Origin of the sequence: Aeromicrobium sp. WCS2018Hpa-31 (genome assembly GCF_031843905.1) — a bacterium.
Taxonomy (GTDB): domain Bacteria; phylum Actinomycetota; class Actinomycetes; order Propionibacteriales; family Nocardioidaceae; genus Aeromicrobium.
On the sequence record NZ_JAVTJF010000005.1, the window covers coordinates 250,876 to 274,624 of the forward strand.

Genomic DNA, 23,749 nt, shown 5'->3' on the forward strand with positions numbered 1-23,749 from the left:
GCACCGGATCCGGGTCGTTTGAGGTGCGAGACCTACCTCTGACGGCGTCGTCAGGTGCGTCACCTACCTCTGACGGCGTGGTTCGGTGCGAGACCTACCTCTGACGGCGGGCTCGGGCGCGGCGCAGGGGCTGGTCCGTCGAGGCTTCTCGGGGGCCGACCGGGGTCGGATCCAGGGCGGCGCAGCAGTGAGCACGTGCGCGACGGAGCGTGCAGGAATGCCGATCAGCCCAGCACGGCTCGAGACCGGCCGTTCGGACCCGGCAGGATCAGGGGGTGACGCCGTGCTCGCGGAGCGCAGTGTCGGGGTCGACGGGTCCGCCGCCGCCCGGGCGCACCTCGAGGTGCAGGTGCGGGCCGGTGACGTTGCCCGTGGAGCCGGTGTAGCCGATCGTCTGGCCGGCGCCGACCTTGTCGCCGACGTTGACGGAGATCCGGCTCTGGTGGCAGTACCAGATCTCGGTGCCGTCATCGAGCGTGACGATGGTGCGGTTGCCGTAGGCGCCCTCGTAGCCGGCCGACGTCACGGTGCCCGCGGCGACCGAGACGATGGTCGAGCCCGACGGTCCGGCGAAGTCGAGGCCGGTGTGGGTGCTCGACCACAGCGAGCTGGCCTGGCCGAAGCGCGCCGTGAGGCGATAGCCGGTGACGGGCAGGACCCACTGGTTGGACTTGTACTCGTCGGCGACGTTCTGCGCCTTGTCGCGCAGCTCCTCGTCGACCTTGAGCTTCTGCGACGCCTGCTGCTCCGTCTGGCGCTGGAGCGTCGCCTTGTCGATCTCGGGGGTGACGTCGACGTCCTGCGTGCCGGTGTAGCTGGCCGAGATCGTCTGGTAGCCCGACTGCAGCGCGCCGCGGTCGGCCTGCGACGAGAAGGCGCCGGCTCCGATGCCTGCGACGACGAGGGCGAAGGCACCCGCTGCGGCGGGCGTCAGCCGGAAGCTCCGACGACGGCGCTGCGGGCGGCTGACGGCTCGACGTCCGCCGGGGAGGGTGTCGCGAGGGGTCTGCTGCCGTACGTCGAGACGACGTTTGGGGGCAGACGAAGACACGCAGGAACCTCCGGGCGGCAGGGCGGGACCCGACGAGTCTAGAGGACGCACGGGTCTGGTCAAGGAGCAAAGGCCACGATCGAGCGCCGAACGCCGGGTTCCCCGCGTGGATGGCAGGCCCCGTGTGAGCAGGTTCACGCGCATGGGCGACGATCTCGACGTGCAGTCCTCCCGCGTCGTGGTCGCCCTCCTCGGTCCCGACCCCGACCTCGACCCCGACCACGACACCGCCCACGACACCGCCCTGCGGAGCGCGCGGAAGGCGAGCGCGGACGGGCACGAGGTCGTGTACCTGGGTCGGAGCGACCCGCAGGCCACGGCGTGGGCAGTCAGGGCCGAGGACGCGGCCACCGCGCTGGTCGTGGCCGACGAGGCGTCCGCGCAGCAGCTCCGCGACGCGCTGGACGCGATGGGGCTCCACGAGGTGCAGGTCTCTCGCGTCGCGCCACGGTGAGGCGCCCGCGGCGGGTCGGGGGCCGTTCGAGCCCGTGGCCCTGTGACGCACCCCATCGCCCGGACCGGCCGCGCAGAGGCTAGAGTCCCGAGAGGCTCTGACCTACCTCAGAGGACCTGGACAACCAAGGACGGTCATCACCGTGGATCTGATGGAATACCAGGCGAAGGAGCTCTTCGCCAAGCATGGCGTCGCGACGACGCTCGGCACGGTCGTGCAGACCGCCGACGAAGCCAAGGCAGCAGCTGAGCAGATGGGCGGCGTGACCGTCGTCAAGGCTCAGGTGAAGGCCGGCGGTCGCGGCAAGGCAGGCGGCGTCAAGCTCGCCAAGACGGCCGACGAGGCCTACGAGCACGCCTCCAACATCCTGGGCATGGAGATCAAGGGCCTCACGGTCAACCGCGTGCTGGTCACGCCGGCCACGCCCCCGGTCGAGGAGTACTACTTCTCGTTCCTGCTCGACCGCTCCAACCGCAGCTACCTGTGCATCGCGAGCGTCGAGGGTGGTGTGGAGATCGAGGAGGTCGCCAAGACCAACCCCGAGGCCGTGCGCCAGATCCCGATCGACGCCGACGCCGGTGTCGACGAGGCGAAGGCCCGCGAGATCGTGGCTGACGCGAAGTTCCCGGCCGAGCTCGCCGACCAGGCCGTGGCCATGGTCCAGTCGCTCTGGAAGGTCTTCGTCGAGGAGGACGCCACCCTCGTCGAGGTCAACCCGCTCGCCCGTCTTGACGGCGACAAGCTCGAGGCGCTCGACGGCAAGGTGTCGCTCGACGACAACGCCTCCGAGGTGCGCCACCCCGAGCACGAGGACTTCGTGATCCACGAGGAGGCCGACCCGCTCGAGGCGAAGGCCAAGGAGAAGGGCCTCAACTACGTCAAGCTCGACGGCGAGGTCGGCATCATCGGCAACGGCGCGGGTCTCGTCATGAGCACCCTCGACGTGGTCGCCTACGCCGGCGAGAAGCACGGTGACGTGAAGCCGGCCAACTTCCTCGACATCGGTGGCGGAGCGTCGGCGCAGGTCATGGCCGACGGTCTCGACGTCATCCTCGGTGACCCGCAGGTCAAGAGCGTCTTCGTGAACGTCTTCGGCGGCATCACGTCGTGCGACGCCGTCGCGAACGGCATCAAGGGCGCGCTCGAGCTGCTCGGCGACGGCGCCACCAAGCCGCTCGTGGTCCGTCTCGACGGCAACAACGTCGACGAGGGCCGCGCGATCCTGGACGAGCTGAACCACCCGCTCGTGACGCAGGTGGACACCATGGACGGTGCGGCCGACAAGGCCGCCGAGCTGGCGAACGGCTGAAGGGGCTGACATGTCGATCTTCCTGACCAAGGACTCCAAGGTCATCGTCCAGGGCATCACCGGCGGCGAGGGCTCCAAGCACACCGCCCGCATGCTGGCGGCCGGCACGAACATCGTGGGCGGCGTCAACGCCCGCAAGGCCGGCACGACCGTCACCCACACCGACGCCTCCGGCGCCGAGGTGGAGCTGCCGGTCTTCGGCACCGTGGCCGAGGCCATCGAGAAGACGGGCGCCGACGTCAGCGTCGCGTTCGTCCCGCCCGCGTTCACCAAGGACGCCGTGATCGAGGCCATCGACGCCGAGATCGGGCTGCTCGTCATCATCACCGAGGGCGTCCCCGTCCAGGACTCCGCGGAGTTCTGGGCCTACGCCCAGGGCAAGAAGACGCGCATCATCGGCCCGAACTGCCCCGGCATCATCACGCCGGGCGAGGCGCTCGCCGGGATCACGCCCGCCAACATCGCGGGCAAGGGCCCCATCGGCCTGGTGTCGAAGTCGGGCACGCTGACCTACCAGATGATGTTCGAGCTGCGCGACTTCGGCTTCTCGACCGCCATCGGCATCGGTGGCGACCCGATCATCGGCACCACCCACATCGACGCCCTCGAGGCGTTCGAGGCCGACCCCGAGACGAAGGCGATCGTCATGATCGGCGAGATCGGTGGCGACGCGGAGGAGAAGGCGGCGGCCTACATCAAGGCCAACGTCACCAAGCCCGTCGTCGGCTACGTGGCCGGCTTCACCGCTCCCGAGGGCAAGACGATGGGCCACGCCGGCGCCATCGTGTCCGACGGCGCGGGCACGGCGCAGGGCAAGAAGGAGGCCCTCGAGGCCGCCGGGGTCAAGGTCGGCAAGACGCCGTCCGAGACCGCCGAGCTCATGCGCGAGATCCTCAACGGCTGACCTCACGTCTGCTGCACGAACGGGCCCCGACCGACAGGTCGGGGCCCGTTCTGCGTGCCCCCGGAGCTTCGCGCCGAGCGGCTCGTCAGGAGCACGAGGTCGGCCCACGCGGTCGGCCCACGTGGTCGGCCCACACGGTCGGCCCCGGGAGGCCCGCCCCGGGACAGGTGGGCCGAGCGGAACGCCCGGCTCCGGAGGCCCCGCTCAGGAGGCCCGGCTCAGGAGGTCGGCGCGTACGTGAGGCGCTCACCGGCCCGCTTCACGAGGGCCTCCCACGTCTTGCGGTCCACGTCGTAGTCGCCCACGGGCGTCATGGTCACCTGGGCGACGGCCTTGCCGCGCCGCACGATGCCGGTGCGGATGACGACGCGGTCACCCTCGGAGACCTCGAGGCTGATCTTCCAGGACCGGCCGCTGAAGCCGGAGCCCTCGATCTTCTTCTCCTGGGTCACCTCCGCGGAGAGGTTCGCGTCGGGGCAGTCGTCGATGTCGTCGCGCACCTTGTCGACGAGCTTCTTCGCCGCGTCGTCGCTGGAGTACCGCCCGACCGTCTCGGTGATGCCGAACTCGGCGGGGACGCCGACGGCGTCGGGGATGACGAACACGCGCGAGGCGGTGGACTCCAGGCCCTTGCGGCGGAAGTCGGCCTCGTCGCACTGGGTGGCCGCGGGGTTGGTCTCCGGTCGCAGCGGTCGCGTGCCCGACCACACCTTGTCGATGTCGGCGATCGGCGGCAGGTCGACGGTACCCAGGAAGGCCACCGAGCTCGACGTGCGCGGCGGGATGGTCCGGACCACCTCGAAGTCGTCGGTGCAGCGTCCGCCGCTGTCACGGCAGACCTTCTCGACGGAGGCGTTGAGTGCCGTCGCGAACGCCTGGATGTCCGGGCCCGAGGCTCCGGTGCGCTCGTGGACCAGCGTGCTGGTCACGCGGCCGGAGTGCGCGAGGCCGACGGTGAAGACCTTCTGCGGCGACCGGTGGGACCGCAGGCGCAGGATCTGGAAGTCGCCGAACGGGCGCTTGACCACGTAGGAGCCGACCAGCTGGACGCGTGGGTGGCTGCAGTCGGCGTACCAGCCCAGCGTCGTGTCGTAGGCCTTCTCGGCGGCGGCGGTGTCGCGCGAGACCTCGATCGACTCGGCGACCCGGTCGTCGGCGTCGCCGCTGCCGGTGAACGTGCGCACGAAGACCCGCAGGGGATCGGAGTCGGCGAAGCGCTGCGGCGGGCACGTGGCGTACGGGGTCTCGTTCTTCGGGTCCTCGTCGGTGCCCGACGACTCCCACCGCTGGTCGGGGTCGAGCCGGGCCACCTGGGCCGGTGACAGCAGGTTCTCGGCGGTGATCTTGCGTGCCTCGAGCACCAGGTCGGGGCGCTCCGCGCCGAGCTTCTCGCGGTACGGCAGGTCGCCCTGCGTGGCCAGGGCGTCGCCGTCGGTGGCCACCAGCCCGCCGGCGAGCACGGCCACGACGCTCGCCGCGACGAGCGCGACGGTGTTGCGGCGTCGACCTCGCCGCGCTGCGGTCCGCACCTCGTCGGCCCCGGGCATGCTGAGCTGGCCGGTGACGGCGCCGAGGCCCTTGAGACGGTCCTCGAGGTCGGCGAGCGAGAGGTCGAGTCGCTTCTCGAGGCCGTCGAGCGCCGTGGTGACCGCCTCGATGCCCTCCTCGGCGCTCACCCCGACCTCGCGCGAGGCCTGGTCGAGGTCCGTGTCGCCCAGGGTCAGCAGGACGATGAGACGGCGATCGTCGGCCGACAGGTCGTGCAGCGCCTCGAGGAGTGCGGTGTCGGCGTCCTCCTCGTGGCGACGTCGCAGGGGATGGGTGCCGCGGCTGAGCGCCGTGAGCTTCCACGCCTCGGTGCGGACGTAGGCGAGCGGGTCGCGCTGGCGGATCTTCGACCAGTCGCGCCAGGCCCGACGGTAGGCGTCGACCGTGGCCTCCTGGGCCACCTGGCGGTCGCCGCACATGGCGTAGACCGCACGCAGACAGGTCGCCGAGGTCGCCTCGTAGAAGCTGGTGAACTCGTCGACGCGGGTCATCGAGCTCGCCTCCTCGGGGGTCTCGGCGTGGCTGGTCGGAACGCCACGACCTTACCGGGAGGATGGTGGGGTGAACCCGACCGTCGCGACCGCACCGCTGCGTCCGGGCTTCCTCACCGCGATCCTGACCGTGATCACGGCCTTGGTGCTGGGCTCGGGGGTGGCGCTGCTGAGCGGGGCCGACCTCGTCCCGTCGCTGCGCACGGGCGCCCGCGCCTGGCTCGTCCTCCAGGGCTCCGGCATCGAGCTCCAGGGCGCCACGCTCGGTCTGGTGCCGCTCGGCGGGGTGCTCCTGTGCGTGGCGCTGACCGCTCGGGTGGCGCACGCCATGACGCCGGACCCGGTGGACTCGCCGGGCGCGTTCGCCGCCACCGTCGCGGGGACCTGCGGCGTGCTCGCCGCCGTCCTGGCCAGCGTGGCCAGCACTCCCTCGATCGTCGTGCATCCCGTGCGCGCGGCAGCGGCGGCCTTCGTGGTCACCGGGGTCGGCGCCGCGCTCGGGGCCACGCTCCCGCACGGACGCGGCCGTGACCTCTGGCCCGACGCGTGGCGTCGTAGCGACGTCCGCCAGGCCGTGCGCGCCGGTGCCCTGGGCGCGCTCGTCCTGCTCGCCGCGGCCGCGGTCGTGGTGCTCGCGCTGCTGGTGCTGCACGTCGACCGGGCGTCGCAGCTGTGGGCCCTGCTCGACCCGGGTCTCGCGGGTGCTCCCGCCCTCGCGCTGCTCTGCCTGCTCGCCGTGCCGACCATGGTCGCGTGGGCGACGTCGGCGCTGCTCGGCCCCGGCTTCGTCCTCGGGTCCCAGACGTCGGTCGACCTCACGGGTTCCCAGCTCGGCGCCGTCCCGGGGCTGCCGGTGCTGGCGGCCCTGCCCGCGCCAGGCGCCTTCGGCGACCTCGTGGTCGCGCTCGGTCTGCTGCCCGTGCTCGCCGGCTTCGTGGCCGGGTGGCGACTGCCGCGCTCGTCCGGCCCGCTGCTCGGCATCCGCGACCGGCCCGTGCTCGCCCGGTGCGCCCAGGGTGCGGCGGCCGGTGGTGTCGCCGGGCTGCTCGTGGGGGTGCTGGTCGGCATCTCCGGCGGCGCGGTGGGCCCCGGACGCCTCGCGGAGGCCGGTCCGCCCGCACTCACGCCGCTGCTCGTCGCGGTGCCCGTCATGGCCCTGGGCGGTGCGCTCGGCGCGTTGGCGTCGCACTATCGTGGCGCCCGTGCCCCAGAGTCCGCGACGTCAGAGCGTTCGCCTCGTCGTCCTCGTCTCCGGCTCCGGCACCAACCTCCAGGCCCTGATCGACGCGACGACTGACCCGGCCTACGGCGCCACGATCGTCGCGGTCGGTGCCGACCGCGACGCCATCGAGGGACTCGCCCGCGCGGAGCGTGCAGGCGTCCCCACGTTCGTCGAGCGGCTCGGTGACCACCCCGACCGCGACTCCTGGGACGCTGCCCTGACCGAGCAGGTCGCCGCCCACGAACCCGACCTCGTCGTCCTCGCCGGATTCATGAAGCTCGCCGGACCCCACTTCCTGGCCCGGTTCGGCGGTCGCACGCTCAACACGCACCCGGCGCTCTCGCCGTCGTTCCCCGGCATGCACGGCCCCCGCGACGCGCTCGCGTACGGCGTCAAGATCACCGGGGCCACGCTGTTCGTCGTCGACGCCGGGGTCGACACCGGGCCGATCGTGGCCCAGGTGGCCGTGCCGGTGCTCCCCGACGACGACGAGACCACGCTGCACGAACGCATCAAGAACAGCGAGCGTCGCATGCTCGTCGACTCCGTCGGCGAGCTGGCTCGCCGCGGCTTCACCCTCAACGACCGCACCATCGAGCTCGGAGACCCTGCATGAGCACACGACAGATCAAGCGCGCCCTCGTCTCGGTGTACGACAAGACCGGGCTCGAGCAGCTGGCCCAGGCGCTGCACGCCGCCGACGTCGCCATCGTCTCGACCGGGTCGACGGCCCGCACCATCGAGGCCGCGGGCGTGCCCGTGACACCGGTCGAGGAGCTGACCGGCTTCCCCGAGTGCCTCGACGGCCGGGTCAAGACCCTGCACCCGCGCGTGCACGCCGGCATCCTGGCCGACACCCGTCTGGAGTCCCACACGGCCCAGCTGGCCGAGCTGGGCGTGGAGCCGTTCGACCTCGTCGTCGTCAACCTCTACCCCTTCCGCGAGACGGTGGCCTCGGGCGCCACGCCGGACGAGTGCGTCGAGCAGATCGACATCGGCGGTCCGTCGATGGTGCGCGCCGCGGCGAAGAACCACCCGAGCGTCGCGATCGTGACCTCGCCCGACGCCTATCCCGACGTCACGCGGGCGTTGGCCGGCGGCGGCTTCACGCTCGAGCAGCGCAAGCGGCTCGCGGCCCAGGCCTTCGCCCACACCGCCGCCTACGACGTGGCCGTCGCCGAGTGGTTCGCCGGCGAGTACACGCGTAACGAGACGGTCGACGGGGGCTGGCCGGCCTTCGCAGGGTCCGCCGGCACGCTGACGTCGGTGCTGCGGTACGGCGAGAACCCGCACCAGCAGGCGGCCCTCTACGCCGACGGCACCGGTGGCCTCGCCTCGGCCGAGCAGCTGCACGGCAAGGAGATGAGCTACAACAACTACGTCGACACCGATGCTGCGCGACGCGCGGCGTTCGACCACGACGAGCCCGCCGTGGCGATCATCAAGCACGCCAACCCGTGCGGGATCGCCGTCGGCGCCGACGTGGCCCAGGCGCACGCCCGCGCCCACGCGTGCGACCCGGTGTCCGCGTTCGGTGGCGTCATCGCCGCCAACCGGCCGGTCAGCGTGGCGATGGCCGAGCAGGTGGCGGAGGTCTTCACCGAGGTCATTGTGGCCCCCGACTACGAGCCGGGCGCCGTGGAGGTGCTGCAGGGCAAGAAGAACATCAGGATCCTGCGGTCACCCGCGCCGACGGCGCAGTCCGACGGCGCCGCGACCGACACCGAGGTGCGCCCGATCTCGGGTGGGCGGCTGGTCCAGCAGGTCGACCACGTCGACGCCGCGGGCGACGATCCCGCCTCGTGGACGCTCGTGTCGGGCGATCCTGCCGACGACGCGCTCCTCGCCGACCTGGTCTTCGCCTGGACGGCCGTCCGAGCGGTCAAGTCGAACGCCATCCTCCTGGCCAAGGACGGCGGGTCGGTGGGCATCGGCATGGGACAGGTCAACCGGGTCGACTCGTGCCGTCTGGCCGTCGAGCGGGCGGGCGAGGACCGGGCCCGGGGTGCCGTGGCCGCGTCGGACGCGTTCTTCCCGTTCGCCGACGGTCCGCAGATCCTCATCGACGCGGGCGTGCGCGCCATCGTCCAGCCGGGCGGGTCGGTGCGTGACGACGAGACGATCGCCGCCGCACAGGCCGCAGGCGTGACGATGTACGTGACCGGCACGCGTCACTTCTTCCACTGACGCGCGGTCGGCGCCGCGTCAGGAGCTCGTGTCCAGACCGTCCTCGAGGACGCGCACGACCTGGCGGCGCAGCAGCGCAGCCACGGAGGCGATGTCGTCCGACGGGTCGGTGATCGAGACGAGGGCTCCGGTGTAGAGCACCGAGAGTGCGCGGACGCACTCGATGCTGTCCTTCACGCCGGCGGCCTGGACGAGCGAGACCATCGACGCCCCGACGGTGGCCCGCATGGCGTGCAGGTCGTCCATGAGGTGGGGGCGGGCGAACGTCGCCAGGTAGACCTGCATCCGCTGCGCTGCCGTGGTCGAGGTGTGCTCGGCGACGAGCCGCTCGAAGATGGCGCCGACGTCGTCGGGGGTGAGGACGGTGCCGGGTTCGGGCTGCAGTGCGCTCCAGGTCTCGTTCCAGGACGTGAGGGTCTGGCTGAACACCACGTCGACGAGCTGCTCGATCGAGGCGAAGTAGTACGACACCGTGGCGAGGGGCACGTCGGCGGCCTCGCTCACGGACCGGTGGGTCACGGCCTTCGTGCCGCCCTCGGCGAAGAGGGTGGCCGCAGCGGTGATGAGCTGGTCACGGCGGACCCGGCTGCGTTCCTGGCTGAGTCGAGCACGTCCCCCAGGAGGGGTGCTGTCTGTCATGCGTGGCCGCGTCCGGGGGAGCTGACGTACAGGGCACCAACGAGCATGGTCGCGTCGTCCTTCACTTCGTGTACCCCGAGACTGTTGGACGTCAGTCTAATGACGCACCGGTCGCTTTGGCGAGGGCCCCGTCGATCACGTCTCGTCCCAGGAGGTGGGCACCGACCAGGTCGCGCAGCGTCTCGCTCATGCGCTCGGCCTCCTCGGTCTCGGAGTAGAGGCCGGACTGACGGCGCAGGGCGGTGCCGGCCACCGCGGTCAGGAGGGCGCCGGCGAGTCGCTCGGGAGTGGGGACGCCGAGGGCCGTGAGCCAGCCGATGGTGAGCTGCTCGAAGCTGCGCAGGGCGCCGGCGGCCTCGTCGCGCAGGGCCTCGTCGCGGGTCGCGGCGAGGTAGATCGAGAGCTCGAGGGCGGCGACCTCGGGACCACGGGCCGAGAACACGCCCACGATGGTGGGGGTCACGTCGGAGACCCGCAGCGTCCGGGGCCCGGAGTCGAAGCCGGCGAGCGTGTCGAGCGAGGCCCGCCACCGTCCGATGTGGTCGCGCAGGGCCTCGCGGAGCAGCTCCTCGATCGAGGCGAAGTAGTAGGTGGTGGTGGCCGGGGGGAGCCCGGCCCGTCGTGCGACCGCGCGGTGCGTGACGGCGCGTGCGCCGCCTTCGGCGAACAGCTCGATGGCGGCGGCGACGAGCTCGTCGCGTCGCAGCCGACTGCGCTCCTGGGACAGCTGTGCCCGCGTCGTCATCCGTCACCCTCTCCCGTGCGGTGCCCTGCGGCACCGGGACCGTCCTGCCGGTCTGCAGCGTGACCACCGAGGCGGGTCACTCTCCCGGACCTGAGTGTAGGGGGAGTGTCCATCGGGTCATGTTCCTCGCGGACGCCGAGCCGTGACAGACTCGTGCGCGTGACGGCGCAGATCCTCGACGGCAAGGCGGTGGCCGCGGCCATCAAGACGGAGCTCACCGGCAGGGTGGCAGACCTGCGGGAGCGTGGGCTGGTGCCGGGTCTGGGCACCATCCTGGTCGGCGACGACCCGGGCAGCCGCTGGTACGTGGACGCCAAGCACCGCGACTGCGCCCAGATCGGGATCGAGTCGATCCGCGTCGACCTCCCGGCGTCGGCGACGCAGGCCGAGATCGAGGCGGCGGTCGACGGCTTGAACGCCGACCCCGACTGCACCCTCTACATCGTGCAGCTGCCGCTGCCGCGCGGGATCGACGAGAACGCCGTGATCGGCCGGATCGACCCCGCGAAGGACGCCGACGGACTGCACCCCACCAACCTCGGCTGGCTCGTGCTGGGCGAGCCCGCCCCGCTGCCGTGCACGCCCCGCGGGATCGTGGAGCTGCTGCGCCGCCACGACGTGCCGATCGCGGGGGCGAACGTCGTGGTCGTCGGTCGCGGCATCACCGTCGGCCGTCCCATGGGACTGCTGCTCACGCGACGCTCGGAGAACGCCACCGTCACGCTGTGCCACACGGGCACGCGTGACCTCGCCGCCGAGGTGCGGTGCGCCGACATCGTCATCGCCGCGGCCGGCGTGCCGGGCATCATCACGGCCGACATGGTCAAGCCCGGTGCCGCCCTGCTCGACGTCGGGGTCAGCCGCGACGAGGCCGGCAAGATCGTCGGCGACCTGCACCCCGGCGTGCTGGACGTGGCCGGATGGGTGGCCCCCAACCCCGGCGGCGTGGGTCCGATGACGCGGGCGATGCTCCTGAGCAACGTGGTCGACGAGGCCGAGAAGATCGTCGCGAGCCGGGGATGACGGCGCGGTGAAGGTGCCTCTGCCGCGCAGCCGCGGATCGCAGATCTACCTGCTCCTCCTCGTGGGGGTGGCGGTCGGGCTCGTCCTCGTGGCGTTCAGCGCCTGGCGGGCCGGTCTGATGGTCGTGGGCGTGACGTTCGTGCTGGGCGCGATCGCCCGTGTGGTGGTGCCACCGGACCACGTGGGGATGCTCCGCGTGCGCGGCCGCACGTTCGACATCGTCTGGATGACGGTGCTGGGCGGCAGCCTCGCGCTGCTCGCCCTGCTGGTCCCGCCCGGCCCGCCGGCCTGAGGCAAGGCACGTCCGCCGGCCTGAGGCAGGGGAGAGCCCGCCGGCCTGAGGCAGGGGAGAGCCCGCCGGCCGGACGCACCGACGCCGCCGCTCCGTTGGGAGCAGCGGCGTCGGTCGGTGGATCCTGCCTCGGCGGGGCCTCAGATCAGGCCGAGCTCCTTGACCGCGTCGCGCTCCTCGACCAGCTCGGCCGCGGTGGCGTCCATGCGCGCCCGGCTGAAGTCGTCGATCTCCAGGCCCTGGACGATCTCCCAGTCACCGTTGCTCGTGGTGACGGGGTAGGAGTAGATCAGGCCCTCGGGGACGCCGTAGGAGCCGTCGGAGACGACGGCCATGGAGGCCCAGTCGCCCTCGGGCGTGCCGTGCAGCCAGTCGCGGGCGGCGTCGATGGTGGCCGACGCGGCGGAGGCGGCCGACGAGGCGCCGCGCGCCTCGATGATGGCCGCGCCGCGCTTGGCGACGGTGGGGATGAAGTCGTTCTCGATCCACGGCTGGTCGTCCACGACCTCGGCGGCCGGGCGGCCACCGATCTCGGCGTGGAAGACGTCCGGGTACTGCGTGGCGGAGTGGTTGCCCCAGATGGTCAGCTTCGTGATGTCGCCGACCTTCGAGCCGGTCTTGGCGGCCAGCTGGCTGAGCGCGCGGTTGTGGTCGAGCCGCGTCAGGGCGCTGAAGCGCTCGCGCGGGATGTCGGGCGCGTTGCTCATGGCGATGAGCGCGTTGGTGTTCGCCGGGTTGCCGGTGACGCCGATGCGCACGTCGTCGGCCGCGACCGCGTTGAGGGCCTTGCCCTGAGCGGTGAAGATCGCGCCGTTGGCCTCGAGCAGGTCGCCGCGCTCCATGCCCTTGGTGCGGGGGCGTGCGCCCACGAGCAGGGCCAGGTTGACGCCGTCGAAGATGTGCTCGGCGTCGTCGCCGATCTCGACCGAGTCAAGGGTGGTGAAGGCGCAGTCGTCGAGCTCCATCACGACGCCCTCGAGCGCCTTGAGGGCCGGGGTGATCTCGAGCAGCCGCAGCTGGACCGGGGTGTCGGGTCCGAGGAGGGCTCCGGAGGCGATCCGGAAGAGGAGGCTGTAGCCGATCTGGCCGGCGGCGCCGGTGACGGCGACCTTGACGGGAGTGGTCACTCGAAGCTCCTTGAGGTGGTGGGGCGAGGGAGGTCTGTACGGATGAGCTGAGGTGCGGATGAGCTGAGGGGCGCCCGGACCAGGGCACTGTGACGAACGTAACGCAGGCCCCCCTGCGCGTGCAGGGGGGCCGTCACGTCACGGACGGTCAGCCGGCGTGGGTGCGGGTCTCGACGAGGGCGTTGGCGGTCAGGTCCTTGGCCTGGTCGTCCTCACCGCCGGGGTTGTCGCCCCCGAGGCCGGCGCGCGTGAGCTCCTCGATCTGCTTGCCGGTGTCGGCGTCGACGTTCTTCCAGTAGTCGAACGCCCGCTCCAGGACATCGCCCTTCACCCCGCCGAGCAGGTGGCCGGCCACGGTCTCGACGAACCGCTCGCGCTGGGCGTCGTCCCAGACGTCGCGCACGAGGGCACCGGCCTGGCTGAAGTCGTCGTCGTCCGGGCGGAGGGTGTAGGCCTGGCGCACCATCGCGCCGTCGGCCTCCCAGCCGTCGTCGACGGGTCCGGTCTCGTCGCTGTAGCCGCGGCCCTCGCTGTTGGGCGCGTACTTCGCCTCGTCGCCGCTGTGGTCGTAGGCCATCGGTCCGTCGAACGTGTAGGTGTTGTGGTGCGCCACGTTCTTCGGCCGGTTCACCGGCAGCTGGTGGTAGTTCGGCCCGATGCGGTAGCGCTGGGTGTCGGAGTAGGAGAACACCCGGCCCAGCAGCATCTTGTCGGGGCTGAAGCCGATGCCCGGCACGATCGCCGACGGCTCGAAGGCCGCCTGCTCGATCTCGGCGAAGAAGTTCTCCGGGTTCCGGTTCAGGGTCATGGTCCCGACCTCGACCAGCGGGTAGTCCTCGTGCGGCCACACCTTGGTGAGGTCGAACGGGTTGAGCCGGTAGGTCTTCGCGTCCTCGTACGGCATGAGCTGCACCGACAGGCGCCACGACGGGAACTCTCCGGCGTCGATGGACTCGAACAGGTCGCGACGGTGGAAGTCGGCGTCGTGGCCGGCGATCGTGTCGGCGTCCTCGCCGGTGAGTCCCTGCACGCCCTGCTGGCTGTGGAAGTGGTACTTGACCCAGTGCTTGTCACCGGCCTCGTTGATCCACAGGAAGGTGTGCGAGCCGTAGCCGTTCATGTGCCGCCACGACCGCGGGATGCCACGATCACCCATCAGGTAGGTCACCTGGTGCGCGGACTCGGGGTTGAGCGACCAGAAGTCCCACTGCATGTGGTTGTCGCGCAGCCCGCTGGCGCCGCGTCGCTTCTGGCTGCGGATGAAGTGCTGGAACTTCATCGTGTCGCGGACGAAGAAGACCGGGGTGTTGTTGCCGACGAGGTTGTAGTTGCCCTCGGTCGTGTAGAACTTCAGCGCGAAGCCGCGGGGGTCGCGCCAGGTGTCGGGGGAGCCCTGCTCGCCCGCGACGGTGGAGAACCGCGCCAGCATCTCGGTCTCGACGCCGGGCTGGAAGAGCGCGGCCTTGGTGTACGCGCTCACGTCCTCGGTCGTCGTGAAGGTGCCGAAGGCGCCGGAGCCCTTGGCGTGCACGTTGCGCTCGGGCACGCGCTCACGGTTGAAGTGGGCCATCTGCTCCAGCAGGTGCCGGTCGTGCAGCAGGATCGGGCCGTCGGCGCCGAGGGTCAGGCTGTTGCGGTCCGAGCCGGCGGGTGCGCCGGTCTCGGTGGTCGAGCCCTTCTGGGCCTCGGGGGTGGGTGCGGTCGCGACGGACGTGCCGTCGTCGGGCTGGGGGACGTGGTGCGTCATGGTCCGCTCCTTCGAAGTCTGTGTCCCCCCACCGTGACCCCGGAACCCGCTGGGCGCGACTCGAGGTCAGCTGACGACCGGGGAGGGTTCCGTCGCCGCGGGCAGGGCTTGTACTGCCGCCTCGGCCCTCAACCACTGCCGGGCCAGCTCGAACCGGCTGGCGGCGTCCCACCGGACCAGGGCGTCGCTGACGTGCTTCTCGACGGCCTTGACGCTGATCTCCAGCGCGGCGGCGACCTCGACGTTGCTGCGCCCCTGCGCGAGCAGCCCGACCACGTCGCGCTGACGGGGCGTGAGGTCGTCGGGGTCGCGACCGGGGTCGTCACCGCGTGGGCCGAGCGCGGACAACAGACCGACGCGGGTGCCGACGCCGAAGGCGCAGAGGATGCGCGAGACGTGGGAGCGCACGGTGCCGGGGGAGAGGAACAGCGACTGCGCGATGGCCTGCTGGTCGAGGCCGCGCAGCACGAGGTCGGCCACGTCGCGCTCACGGGGCGAGAGCACGGACCAGCCGCCGGCGCTGACGGGGGGCAGGCGCCGACCTGCCGTGCTCAGGACCTGGGACGCCGAACGACGCACCGCGGCGTGGCCGCCGGGGTCGGCGACGGAGACCGCCTCACGCAGCGTCCGGGTGGCCTCCTTGACCTGCCGGGCGAGCAGGTGGGACCTCGCCAGCACCACGCGACCCTCGGCTGCCTCGACGGCCCGACCTGCTGCCTCGGCTGCCTCGACGGCCTGCTCGGCGAGCAGGATCGCCGCACGGGCGTCCCCGAGCAGCGCGGCCTCGCGAGCGCGGATCCTGAGCACCGTGGACGCCGCCGCCGGATGTGCTGCCAGCGGGGCGGCGAGGCCGGCCCAGGCGCGGACGGCCTCCTGGTCGCCGTCGAGCTCGCCGACGGCCACGAGCAGCTCGAGCCCGAGGGCCTGGTCCACCACGGTGAGCGCCGAGAGGCTGGCGTCGCCGCCTGCACGGAGCACCAAGGTGGCTGCGCTGCGCACGTCGCCGGTGGCCACCGCCCCGAACGCGGCCAGCAGGAGCGACCCCCGACCGACGTGGTCGTCGCGGACCGGGCTGGCGGCGACGTCGGCCACGAGGGCGTGGGTGGCGTCGGCGCCGGCGGGCTCGGCGTTGCCCAGCACGAGCGCGCGCAGTCCGGCTGCGAGACGTGCGAGGTCGTGTGTCGTGGCGACCGACGCGAGGGCATCGACCTCGTGCCGCGCGTGGTCGATCCGGCCGCCGAAGGCGAGCGCGCGGACCCGCAGCTGACGCTGGAGGACCTCGACCGCCGTGCCCTCCCACGGTGACGGGACCTGTGAGTCGGGGAGCAGGGCGAGGGCGCGGTCGACCTGCGCGCAGGTGAGGGCGGCCTCCGCGGCGAGGGTCCGGGCGAACCACCAGGCGGGATCGCGCTGGTCGCGACCGCGCAGCACCTGCTCGAGCTCGTCGAACGGGTCGGTCAGGACCTCGTCACGGTTCCGCGCCCGAGCCAGCCCGACGGTCGCGAGGGCGAGGGCCCGGCCGAGCGGGTCCTCGGCCGCCGCGAGGGCGCGTCCGGAGTGCTCGAGCGTCTCGTCGGTGCCACCGAACCAGAACGCGACGAGCGCGAGCCAGGCGTCGCGGTCCTGGGCCTCGGCCGCCTCGCTGCGGGCCTCTGCGTGGCCGCCGCACAGAAGGGCCCCCACCACTCGGGAGACGTCGTCGACTCGACCCACCGTCAGACGGTACCGCCGTCGGGCCCGTGGATTAGGCCGTTTCCCCATCGCCGTCGACAGCCCGGGGGCCGAGCCTGGGGCCACGGCTCCCGGCCGCCGCCCACGACCCTGGAGGAACCCCCATGCGCACGTGCCTCGTCGGCCTCGCCACTCTCGCCCTGCTCGGCCTCGCAGCCTGCGGAGGAGGCGACGCCCCTGCCGGCGACGACTCCGCGGCCGGCTCCTCGTCCGGGGCCACCGCCGGGGCGGCGCCCGAGGAGGGTGCCGACGTGCCGGACGACCTGTGCTCGCTCGTCTCGGCCGAGGAGCTGGGCGACGCGCTCGGCGTCACCGTGACGACGGAACCGGGCCCGGTCGACACCTGCGACTTCGGCGAGGAGGACCCGCGCGGCGTCAGCGGCTCCTACGGGGTGGTGCCCGCCGAGGACAACGGCGGGTACGCGGCCTACCGCTCGGGCATGACGTCGGTGATGGAGGATCCCGAGGTCACCGCTGTCGACGGACTCGGGGCGGCGGCGGAGATCGCGTTCGGCAGCCTCGCCGGCGGATACGGCACGCAGGCGGCCGGTGCCGCCGACCTCGGCAGCGTGGTCGTCACGACGAACGTGCTCGGCGGCGACCAGGACCGGCTCACCGAGCGGGCCGAGGCCGTGCTGCGCCTGGCGGTGGCCGCCGTCGAGTGAGGGACCGGACGGAGCGGTCCTGGGGCCGGGCGGGGGACGGGGCGGCGCGCGCCGACGCCGAAGGGATATCTTGAGGTCGAGAGACTTTCGGCCGACCCCGAGGAGTGGCCCGCGATGGCCAAGATCATCTACACGCACACCGACGAGGCCCCGCTGCTGGCGACCTACTCGTTCCTGCCCGTCATCGAGGCCTACGCCTCGACGGCCGGCGTCGACGTGGAGACGCGCGACATCTCCCTGTCCGGGCGCATCCTGGCGGTCTTCGCGGACCTGCTGCCCGCCGACCAGCAGGTCGACGACGCGCTCGCCGAGCTCGGAGCGCTCGCCAAGACGCCCGAGGCGAACATCATCAAGCTGCCCAACATCAGCGCCTCGATCCCGCAGCTCAAGGCCGCGATCAAGGAGCTGCAGGAGCAGGGCTTCGACCTGCCGGCCTACCCCGACAACCCGTCGAGCGACGCCGAGAAGGACGCCAAGGCCCGCTACGACAAGGTCAAGGGCAGTGCCGTCAACCCGGTCCTGCGCGAGGGCAACTCCGACCGCCGCGCCCCCGCGTCGGTCAAGGCCTACGCCCGCAAGAACCCGCACTCGATGGGCGCCTGGAGCAGCGACTCCAAGACCGAGGTGGCCACGATGGGCGCCGACGACTTCCGCTCGAACGAGAAGTCCGTGGTCCTCGGGTCCGACGACACCCTGACGATCCAGCACGTCGCCACCGACGGCACCGTGACCGTGCTCAAGGACTCCCTGCCCGTGCTGGCCGGTGAGGTCGTCGACGCCACGGTCATGCGGGCCGCGGCGCTCGACGCGTTCCTCGCCGAGCAGGTCCAGCGCGCCCAGGACCTCGACGTGCTGTTCTCGGTGCACCTGAAGGCCACGATGATGAAGGTCTCCGACCCCATCATCTTCGGCCACGTGGTGCGGGCCTACTTCGCCGACGTGTTCGCGCGCTACGGCGACGACCTCGCCGCGGCGGGACTCAGCGCCAACGACGGACTGGGCGGCATCCTCTCCGGGCTGGACGCCGTCTCGAACGGCGCCGAGATCAAGGCGGCCTTCGAGCAGCGCCTGGCCGAGGGTCCGCGCTTGGCCTACGTCGACTCCGACAAGGGCATCACGAACCTGCACGTGCCCAGCGACGTCATCGTCGATGCGTCGATGCCGGCCATGATCCGCACGTCGGGCCACATGTGGGGCGCCGACGGCCAGGAGCACGACACCCTCGCGGTCATCCCCGACTCCAGCTACGCCGGCATCTACCAGGCCGTCGTCGAGGACTGCAAGGCCCACGGCGCGTACGACCCGACCACGATGGGCTCGGTGCCGAACGTCGGCCTCATGGCCCAGGCGGCCGAGGAGTACGGCAGCCACGACAAGACGTTCGAGATCGAGACCGCGGGCACCGTCCAGGTCGTCGACGCCGCGGGCACCGTGCTCATCGAGCACGACGTGGAGCCGCACGACATCTGGCGCGCCTGCCAGACGAAGGACGTGCCGATCCGCAACTGGATCGAGCTCGCCGTCACCCGCGCCCGCGCCACGGGCGCCCCGGCGGTGTTCTGGCTCGACGAGACCCGCGCCCACGACGCCAACCTCATCGCCAAGGTCAACGACTACCTGCCGTCGCTCGACACCGACGGCCTGACGATCGAGATCATGGCGCCGACGGAGGCGACCACCTACTCGGTCGAGCGCATCCGTCGCGGCGAGGACACGATCAGCGTCACCGGCAACGTGCTGCGCGACTACAACACCGACCTGTTCCCGATCCTGGAGCTCGGCACGAGCGCCAAGATGCTGTCGGTCGTGCCGCTCATCAACGGCGGTGGACTGTTCGAGACCGGTGCCGGCGGCTCGGCACCCAAGCACGTGCAGCAGCTCGTCAAGGAGAACTACCTGCGCTGGGACAGCCTCGGTGAGTTCTTCGCGCTGGCGGCCAGCTTCGAGCACCTGGCCACCACGGCCGGCAACGCCCGTGCCCAGATCCTGGCCGACACGCTCGACCGCGCCACGGGGACGTTCCTCGACGAGAACCGCTCGCCCGGCCGCAAGCTCGGCACGATCGACAACCGCGGCAGCCACTTCTACCTCGCGCTCTACTGGGCCGAGGAGCTGGCCAAGCAGACCGAGGACGCCGAGCTGGCGTCCGCCTTCGCCGACGTCGCCGGTGCGCTGCGCAGCAACGAGCAGACGATCGTCGACGAGCTGCTCGCGGTGCAGGGCTCCCCGGCCGACATCGGTGGCTACTTCCGGCCGTCGGACGAGAAGGCCACGGCCGTGATGCGTCCGTCCACCACCTTCACCGAGGTGCTGGGCTCGCTGTCGCTCTGACCGCAGACGCTTCTCGACGCCCCACGGCCACCGGTCGTGGGGCGTCGTGCGTTCCGGCGGTGCAGCCCTCCGCCCTCGCCCCCCATCGGTGGATTCGCAACGTCAGAACCGCTCCTGCGGTTGCTGAAGCACCGATGGTGGTCGAGTGAGCGGTTCATCGGTGGATCCGCAACGTCAGGAGTGTCTCTGCGGTTGCTGAGGCACCGATGAGTGGGATGCTCGCCCCTGGCCTCGGCCCGCCGGCGGGCATGATGTCGCGCACACCGGGAACAACACGCCGACGGCAGGTGCTTGGCTCTTCACGTGACCTCCTCCGTCGACCTCGCAGCCGAGACCGCCACCCCGTCGCCCCGTGCCACGCACGTCGGGGCGGCGATCGTCGCGCTCGCGCTCGGCGGGTTCGCGATCGGCACGACCGAGTTCGTGACGATGGGGCTGCTCAAGGAGATCGCCGTCGGCATCGACGAGTCGATCCCGACCACGGGGCACGTGATCACGGCCTACGCCTTCGGCGTGGTCGTGGGGGCTCCGATCATCGTGGCACTCGGTGCGCGGCTCCCGCGCCGCGAGCTCGCCGTGGGGCTCATCCTGGCGCTCGGCGTGGGCAACGCCGTCACGGCGCTCGCGAGCGGCTACGTGCCCGTGCTCGCGGCCCGGTTCCTCGCGGGGCTCCCGCACGGTGCCTACTTCGGCGTGGCCTCGCTGCTCGCCGCCTCGCTCGTGCCGGCGCACCGACGCGGGCGTGCGGTCAGCCGGGTCATGCTCGGCCTGTCCGTCGCGACGGTCGCGGGCGTCCCGGCGGCCACCTGGCTCGGGCAGCAGCTCGGGTGGCGGGCCGCCTACTGGGCGGTCGTCGTCCTCGCCGTCCTCGCGGCCGCGATGATGCTGCTGTTCGTGCCGCACCAGCCGGGCGACCGCACGGCCAGCATGAGGGGCGAGCTGTCGGCCCTCAAGCGGCCCCAGGTGCTGTTCGCCGTCACGGCCGGCATGGTCGGCTTCGGTGGCCTGTTCGCCATGTACAGCTACGTCGCCCCGATCGTCACCGACGTCACGGGGCTCGCCGACGCGACGATCCCGTGGTTCCTGCTGGCGTTCGGCGTCGGCTCGGTGCTCGGCTCCTGGCTCGCCGGGCCGCTTGCCGACTGGGACGTGCCCCGGCTCGTGATCGGCGGCTTCATCGCGACGATCGTCGTGCTCGTGGTCTTCCACCAGACCGCCGGCATGGCCGTCTGGGCGGCGCTCGGGATCTTCGCGATCGGTGCGCTCGGCAGCCTCGTGGCGATCGGCCTGCAGATCCGGCTCATGGACGCCGCGGGCGACGCGCAGATGCTCGGCGCCGCCCTGAACCACTCCGCGCTGAACATCGCCAACGGCTTGGGAGCATGGCTCGGTGGCGTCGTCATCGCCGCGGGGTACGGCTACCGGGCCCCGAGCCTGGTCGGCGCGGCGCTGGCGATCACCGGTCTGGTGATCTTCGTGGTGGGTCTGGGCGCCCAACGCCGCAGCCAGGCCGCAGTGGCCGAGACGTCGCCCGCCGCGGCCTAGCTCCGGAGCAGCGTCGTGGCGGTGGCGCGGGCCACGTCGGTGGTCCACCCGCGCGACCGGAGCCGCATCGCGAGGTCGCCGGTCACGACCAGCAGCAGCTGCTCGCCCAGCTGGTCGCCGCGCCGGGGATCGACATCGCGCGCCAGCTCGACGAGGCGGCCGCGCAGGTCGTCGGTCTCACGGCGCAGTGCCTCCGCGAGCTCCGCGGGCGGGTCGGCGTGCTCGGCGGCCGAGCCGAGGAAGGCGCACCAGCGCGAGCCGAGGGGGCCGGCCCGGAAGGCGTCGAGCGCGTCGAACACGGCCAGGAGCCTGCCCTCGGGTGTCTCCTGCGCGGCGATCGCGTCGTCCCACGTCTCCAGCCAGGCGCGGTGCCGACGCTCCAGCGCCGCGGCGAGCAGCGCCTCCTTGCTGGCGAAGCCCCGGTAGAGGGTGGCCGCCGAGACGCCGGCGCGCTCGATGACGGCATCGATCGGGGTGGCTGCGACGCCGTGCCGGAAGAACAGCTCGTCGGCGGCGTCGAGCAGCCGGGTCTCCGTGGAGGTGCGCAGGGGCATGGGGTCAGCCTAGACTCGGCAAAGTGAAACGTACGTTTTCGTTATCCGTCCTCCTCGTCCCCTCCGGTCTCGGCCTGGTGGCGGCCACCTACGGGCTGGTCCGCCTGGCGTCCGGGCTGTACCTGCCCGACGTCCAGGCCGATCTCGGCCTCGGGGTCGCCACCGCCGGTCTCGTCTCCAGCGGGGCCTCGGTCGTCTACTGCCTCGGGGCGCTCGCCGGGCTGCTCCTCGCCGCGAGGCACGCCCGCGCGCTCGTCGTCGGGGCGGCGGCCACCGCCGGCGGCGGCGCCGTCGGCATGGCACTCGCGCCCGACGTGCCGACGTTCGCGCTCCTCGCCGTCCTGGCGTCGGCGGGTGCGGGGCTCACCTCGCCGGCCATGGTCGCCCTCCTCCAGCAGGACCCGTCCACGCGCGAGCGTCCTGCCGCCCAGGCCGCGGTGAACTCCGGCACGGGCCCCGGACTCGTCGCGGCCGGGGCGCTGGCCCTGCTGCTCCTGCCGGACTGGCGTGCCGCATGGGCGTGGTCCGGACTGTTCACGGTGCTCGTGGCCGGCCTCGTGCTGGCCTCGTCCAGGAACGGCGCCGGGTCCGCAGGGGACTCGGCACGCGGTGTGCTGCCGGCGACGTGGTGGGTCGCCCACGCCCGGGTCGTCGCGGCGGCCCTGCTGCTGGGAACCGGCTCGGCGGCCGTCTGGAGCTACGGGCGGGCCATGCTCGTCGATGCGGGGACGGGTCGGACGGCGTCCGTGGTCGCCTGGATCGCCGTGGGTGTCGGTGGGACGCTCGTGGCGGCCTCGAGCCGGAGGATGGAGCGGATCGGACCGCGGGCGTCGTGGGCCCTCACGGCGGGAGTCGTCGCGATCGCCACGGCCACGCTCGCGCTGCTGCCCGCGGTCACGCCGGTCGCGCTGGCGGCCTGTGCCGCCTTCGGGTGGGGCTTCGTCGCCGCGTCGGGAGCGCTCATCGTCTGGACGATCGAGATCGACGAGGCCCGCGGAGCGTCGGGCACGGCCCTGCTGTTCGTGGTGCTCGTCCTGGGGCAGGCCGTCGGCTCCTCGGTGATCGGGGTGCTCGTCCCGGCCGCGGGGTACGCCGCGGCGTTCCTCGCCGCCGCGGGGGTCAGCGCGGTGGGCGGTCTGGTGGCGGTCCACGTCCGCCGGTCCCCGCGCGGGCAGCGGTCCCGGACCGTGGCCCCGGCCCGCTAGAAGGAACCGGGCCGGGGGCGCAGCCACACGCGGTCGCCCTGGTGCAGACCCAGGGCGTTCGCGTCGGACCGGGTGAGGGTGACCAGGATCGGCGCGGGGTGGCGCGCGTCCTCCGGCGTGACCTCGAGGCGCACCTCGAAGCCGATGCGCGTCCACCGGGTGATCGTGCCGACCGCGGTCGCGGCCTGCTCGTACCGCGAGATCTCGATGTCGTGCGGACGTACGAGGTGGTCGCCCAGGGTGGTGACCGGACCGAGGAACGACAGCACGAAGTCGCTGGCGGGCTTGTCGTAGAGGTCGTCGGGCGTGCCGATCTGCTCGATGCGTCCCTCGTTGATGACGACGATGGAGTCGGCGACCTCGAGCGCCTCCTCCTGGTCGTGGGTCACGAAGACCGTGGTCACGTGCATCTCGTCGTGCAGGCGTCGGAGCCAGTCGCGCAGCTCCTTGCGCACCTTGGCGTCGAGCGCGCCGAACGGCTCGTCGAGCAGCAGCACCGACGGCTGGATGGCCAGGGCGCGGGCCAGGGCCATGCGCTGGCGCTGGCCTCCCGACAGCTGGGCCGGGCGTCGGTCGGCGAACTGCTCCAGGTGCACGAGCTGCAGCAGCTCGTCGACCTTCGCCTCGATCTCGTCCTTCGGCCGCTTGCGGATCTCGAGGCCGAACGCCACGTTGCGACGGACGCTGAGGTGCTTGAAGGCCGCGTAGTGCTGGAACACGAAGCCGACGTTGCGCTTCTGCACCGGCAGCGCCGTGGCGTTCACGCCCTCGATCTCGACCGACCCGGAGTCGGCGGACTCCAGGCCGGCGATGATGCGCAGCAGCGTGGTCTTGCCCCCGCCGCTCGGACCGAGCAGCGCGGTCAGCTGTCCCGTGGGGATGGCGAGGTCGACGTCGTCGAGCGCGACGAAGTCGCCGAACCTCTTGCTGACGCCTGCGACGTCGATGCTCATGGGTGCTTCTCCCGGGTCTGGGGACT

21 protein-coding genes are annotated in these 23,749 nt (G+C 72.2%); 12 read left to right on the top strand and 9 right to left on the bottom strand.

Translation table 11 applies throughout. From position 1 onward, the window contains the following. Window positions 1-268 precede the first annotated feature (268 nt). Window positions 269-1,051: a M23 family metallopeptidase gene (locus tag RQG84_RS08465; RefSeq protein WP_311209675.1), complete on the bottom strand. Its 783-nt coding sequence runs from the start codon at window positions 1,049-1,051 to the stop codon at window positions 269-271. A gap of 142 nt (window positions 1,052-1,193) precedes the next feature. On the opposite strand from RQG84_RS08465, the gene RQG84_RS08470 reads away from it, so the two are divergent. From RQG84_RS08470 to sucD, 3 genes are all read left to right on the top strand, one after another. Further along, entirely contained in the window at window positions 1,194-1,505 is a 312-nt protein-coding gene (locus RQG84_RS08470) for a hypothetical protein (protein WP_311209676.1), read from the top strand. Between the two features lie 142 nt (window positions 1,506-1,647). Continuing rightward, on the top strand, window positions 1,648-2,814 hold the full coding sequence (gene sucC / locus RQG84_RS08475) for an ADP-forming succinate--CoA ligase subunit beta (protein WP_055969377.1): 1,167 nt from the start codon (window positions 1,648-1,650) through the stop codon (window positions 2,812-2,814). Between the two features lie 10 nt (window positions 2,815-2,824). Further along, complete coding sequence (sucD, locus tag RQG84_RS08480) at window positions 2,825-3,718, top strand: succinate--CoA ligase subunit alpha (protein ID WP_055969374.1); 894 nt, start codon at window positions 2,825-2,827, stop codon at window positions 3,716-3,718. Between the two features lie 218 nt (window positions 3,719-3,936). Here the strand turns inward: sucD and RQG84_RS08485 are convergent, their stop codons facing one another. Further along, on the bottom strand, window positions 3,937-5,757 hold the full coding sequence (locus RQG84_RS08485) for a hypothetical protein (RefSeq protein WP_311209677.1): 1,821 nt from the start codon (window positions 5,755-5,757) through the stop codon (window positions 3,937-3,939). Window positions 5,758-5,827: 70 nt separating this feature from the next. Between RQG84_RS08485 and RQG84_RS08490 the strand changes: the two genes are divergently transcribed. From RQG84_RS08490 to purH, 3 genes are read left to right on the top strand one after another with little or no spacing between them, the layout of a single operon-like run. Beyond that, window positions 5,828-7,054: a DUF6350 family protein gene (locus tag RQG84_RS08490; protein ID WP_311209678.1), complete on the top strand. Its 1,227-nt coding sequence runs from the start codon at window positions 5,828-5,830 to the stop codon at window positions 7,052-7,054. Continuing rightward, window positions 6,960-7,595, top strand: a complete 636-nt coding sequence (gene purN, locus RQG84_RS08495; protein ID WP_311209679.1) for a phosphoribosylglycinamide formyltransferase — start codon at window positions 6,960-6,962, stop codon at window positions 7,593-7,595. The genes RQG84_RS08490 and purN overlap by 95 nt, the downstream gene beginning before the upstream one ends. Continuing rightward, a complete protein-coding gene (gene purH / locus RQG84_RS08500; RefSeq protein WP_311209680.1) occupies window positions 7,592-9,166 on the top strand; it encodes a bifunctional phosphoribosylaminoimidazolecarboxamide formyltransferase/IMP cyclohydrolase in 1,575 nt (524 codons plus the stop codon). The genes purN and purH overlap by 4 nt, the downstream gene beginning before the upstream one ends. Window positions 9,167-9,184: 18 nt before the next feature. Here purH and RQG84_RS08505 read toward each other — a convergent pair whose 3' ends face one another. Further along, window positions 9,185-9,805, bottom strand: coding sequence for a TetR family transcriptional regulator (locus RQG84_RS08505; RefSeq protein WP_311209681.1), 621 nt, complete (start codon window positions 9,803-9,805; stop codon window positions 9,185-9,187). 91 nt (window positions 9,806-9,896) lie between these two features. Next, a complete protein-coding gene (locus RQG84_RS08510) occupies window positions 9,897-10,550 on the bottom strand; it encodes a TetR family transcriptional regulator (RefSeq protein WP_311209682.1) in 654 nt (217 codons plus the stop codon). 159 nt (window positions 10,551-10,709) lie between these two features. Between RQG84_RS08510 and RQG84_RS08515 the strand changes: the two genes are divergently transcribed. After that, a complete protein-coding gene (locus tag RQG84_RS08515; protein ID WP_311209683.1) occupies window positions 10,710-11,573 on the top strand; it encodes a bifunctional methylenetetrahydrofolate dehydrogenase/methenyltetrahydrofolate cyclohydrolase in 864 nt (287 codons plus the stop codon). 7 nt (window positions 11,574-11,580) lie between these two features. After that, a complete protein-coding gene (locus RQG84_RS08520) occupies window positions 11,581-11,865 on the top strand; it encodes a DUF3017 domain-containing protein (RefSeq protein WP_311209684.1) in 285 nt (94 codons plus the stop codon). 140 nt (window positions 11,866-12,005) lie between these two features. Here the strand turns inward: RQG84_RS08520 and RQG84_RS08525 are convergent, their stop codons facing one another. From RQG84_RS08525 to RQG84_RS08535, 3 genes are all read right to left on the bottom strand, one after another. Then, a complete protein-coding gene (locus RQG84_RS08525; RefSeq protein ID WP_257729894.1) occupies window positions 12,006-12,992 on the bottom strand; it encodes a malate dehydrogenase in 987 nt (328 codons plus the stop codon). Between the two features lie 148 nt (window positions 12,993-13,140). Beyond that, on the bottom strand, window positions 13,141-14,739 hold the full coding sequence (locus RQG84_RS08530; protein ID WP_311209685.1) for a catalase: 1,599 nt from the start codon (window positions 14,737-14,739) through the stop codon (window positions 13,141-13,143). 66 nt (window positions 14,740-14,805) lie between these two features. After that, complete coding sequence (locus RQG84_RS08535; protein ID WP_311209686.1) at window positions 14,806-16,452, bottom strand: LuxR C-terminal-related transcriptional regulator; 1,647 nt, start codon at window positions 16,450-16,452, stop codon at window positions 14,806-14,808. 122 nt (window positions 16,453-16,574) lie between these two features. Here RQG84_RS08535 and RQG84_RS08540 point away from each other — a divergent pair, with 122 nt between their 5' ends. From RQG84_RS08540 to RQG84_RS08550, 3 genes are all read left to right on the top strand, one after another. Next, window positions 16,575-17,135, top strand: a complete 561-nt coding sequence (locus RQG84_RS08540; RefSeq protein ID WP_311209687.1) for a hypothetical protein — start codon at window positions 16,575-16,577, stop codon at window positions 17,133-17,135. Window positions 17,136-17,249: 114 nt separating this feature from the next. Beyond that, entirely contained in the window at window positions 17,250-19,466 is a 2,217-nt protein-coding gene (locus RQG84_RS08545; protein WP_311209688.1) for an NADP-dependent isocitrate dehydrogenase, read from the top strand. 303 nt (window positions 19,467-19,769) lie between these two features. Then, on the top strand, window positions 19,770-21,011 hold the full coding sequence (locus RQG84_RS08550; protein ID WP_311209689.1) for an MFS transporter: 1,242 nt from the start codon (window positions 19,770-19,772) through the stop codon (window positions 21,009-21,011). Here RQG84_RS08550 and RQG84_RS08555 read toward each other — a convergent pair. Further along, window positions 21,008-21,565, bottom strand: a complete 558-nt coding sequence (locus tag RQG84_RS08555) for a helix-turn-helix domain-containing protein (protein ID WP_311209690.1) — start codon at window positions 21,563-21,565, stop codon at window positions 21,008-21,010. The genes RQG84_RS08550 and RQG84_RS08555 overlap by 4 nt on opposite strands. A 23-nt stretch (window positions 21,566-21,588) precedes the next feature. Here RQG84_RS08555 and RQG84_RS08560 point away from each other — a divergent pair, with 23 nt between their 5' ends. Continuing rightward, window positions 21,589-22,770 (top strand): MFS transporter, encoded by a 1,182-nt coding sequence (locus RQG84_RS08560; RefSeq protein WP_311209691.1) that lies wholly within the window; start codon window positions 21,589-21,591, stop codon window positions 22,768-22,770. Here RQG84_RS08560 and RQG84_RS08565 read toward each other — a convergent pair. Next, the gene (locus RQG84_RS08565; protein WP_311209692.1) at window positions 22,767-23,723 is read right to left on the bottom strand and encodes a sulfate/molybdate ABC transporter ATP-binding protein; all 957 of its coding nucleotides are present in this window, start codon (window positions 23,721-23,723) and stop codon (window positions 22,767-22,769) included. The two genes, RQG84_RS08560 and RQG84_RS08565, sit on opposite strands and share 4 nt — an antisense overlap. Window positions 23,724-23,749 lie beyond the last annotated feature (26 nt).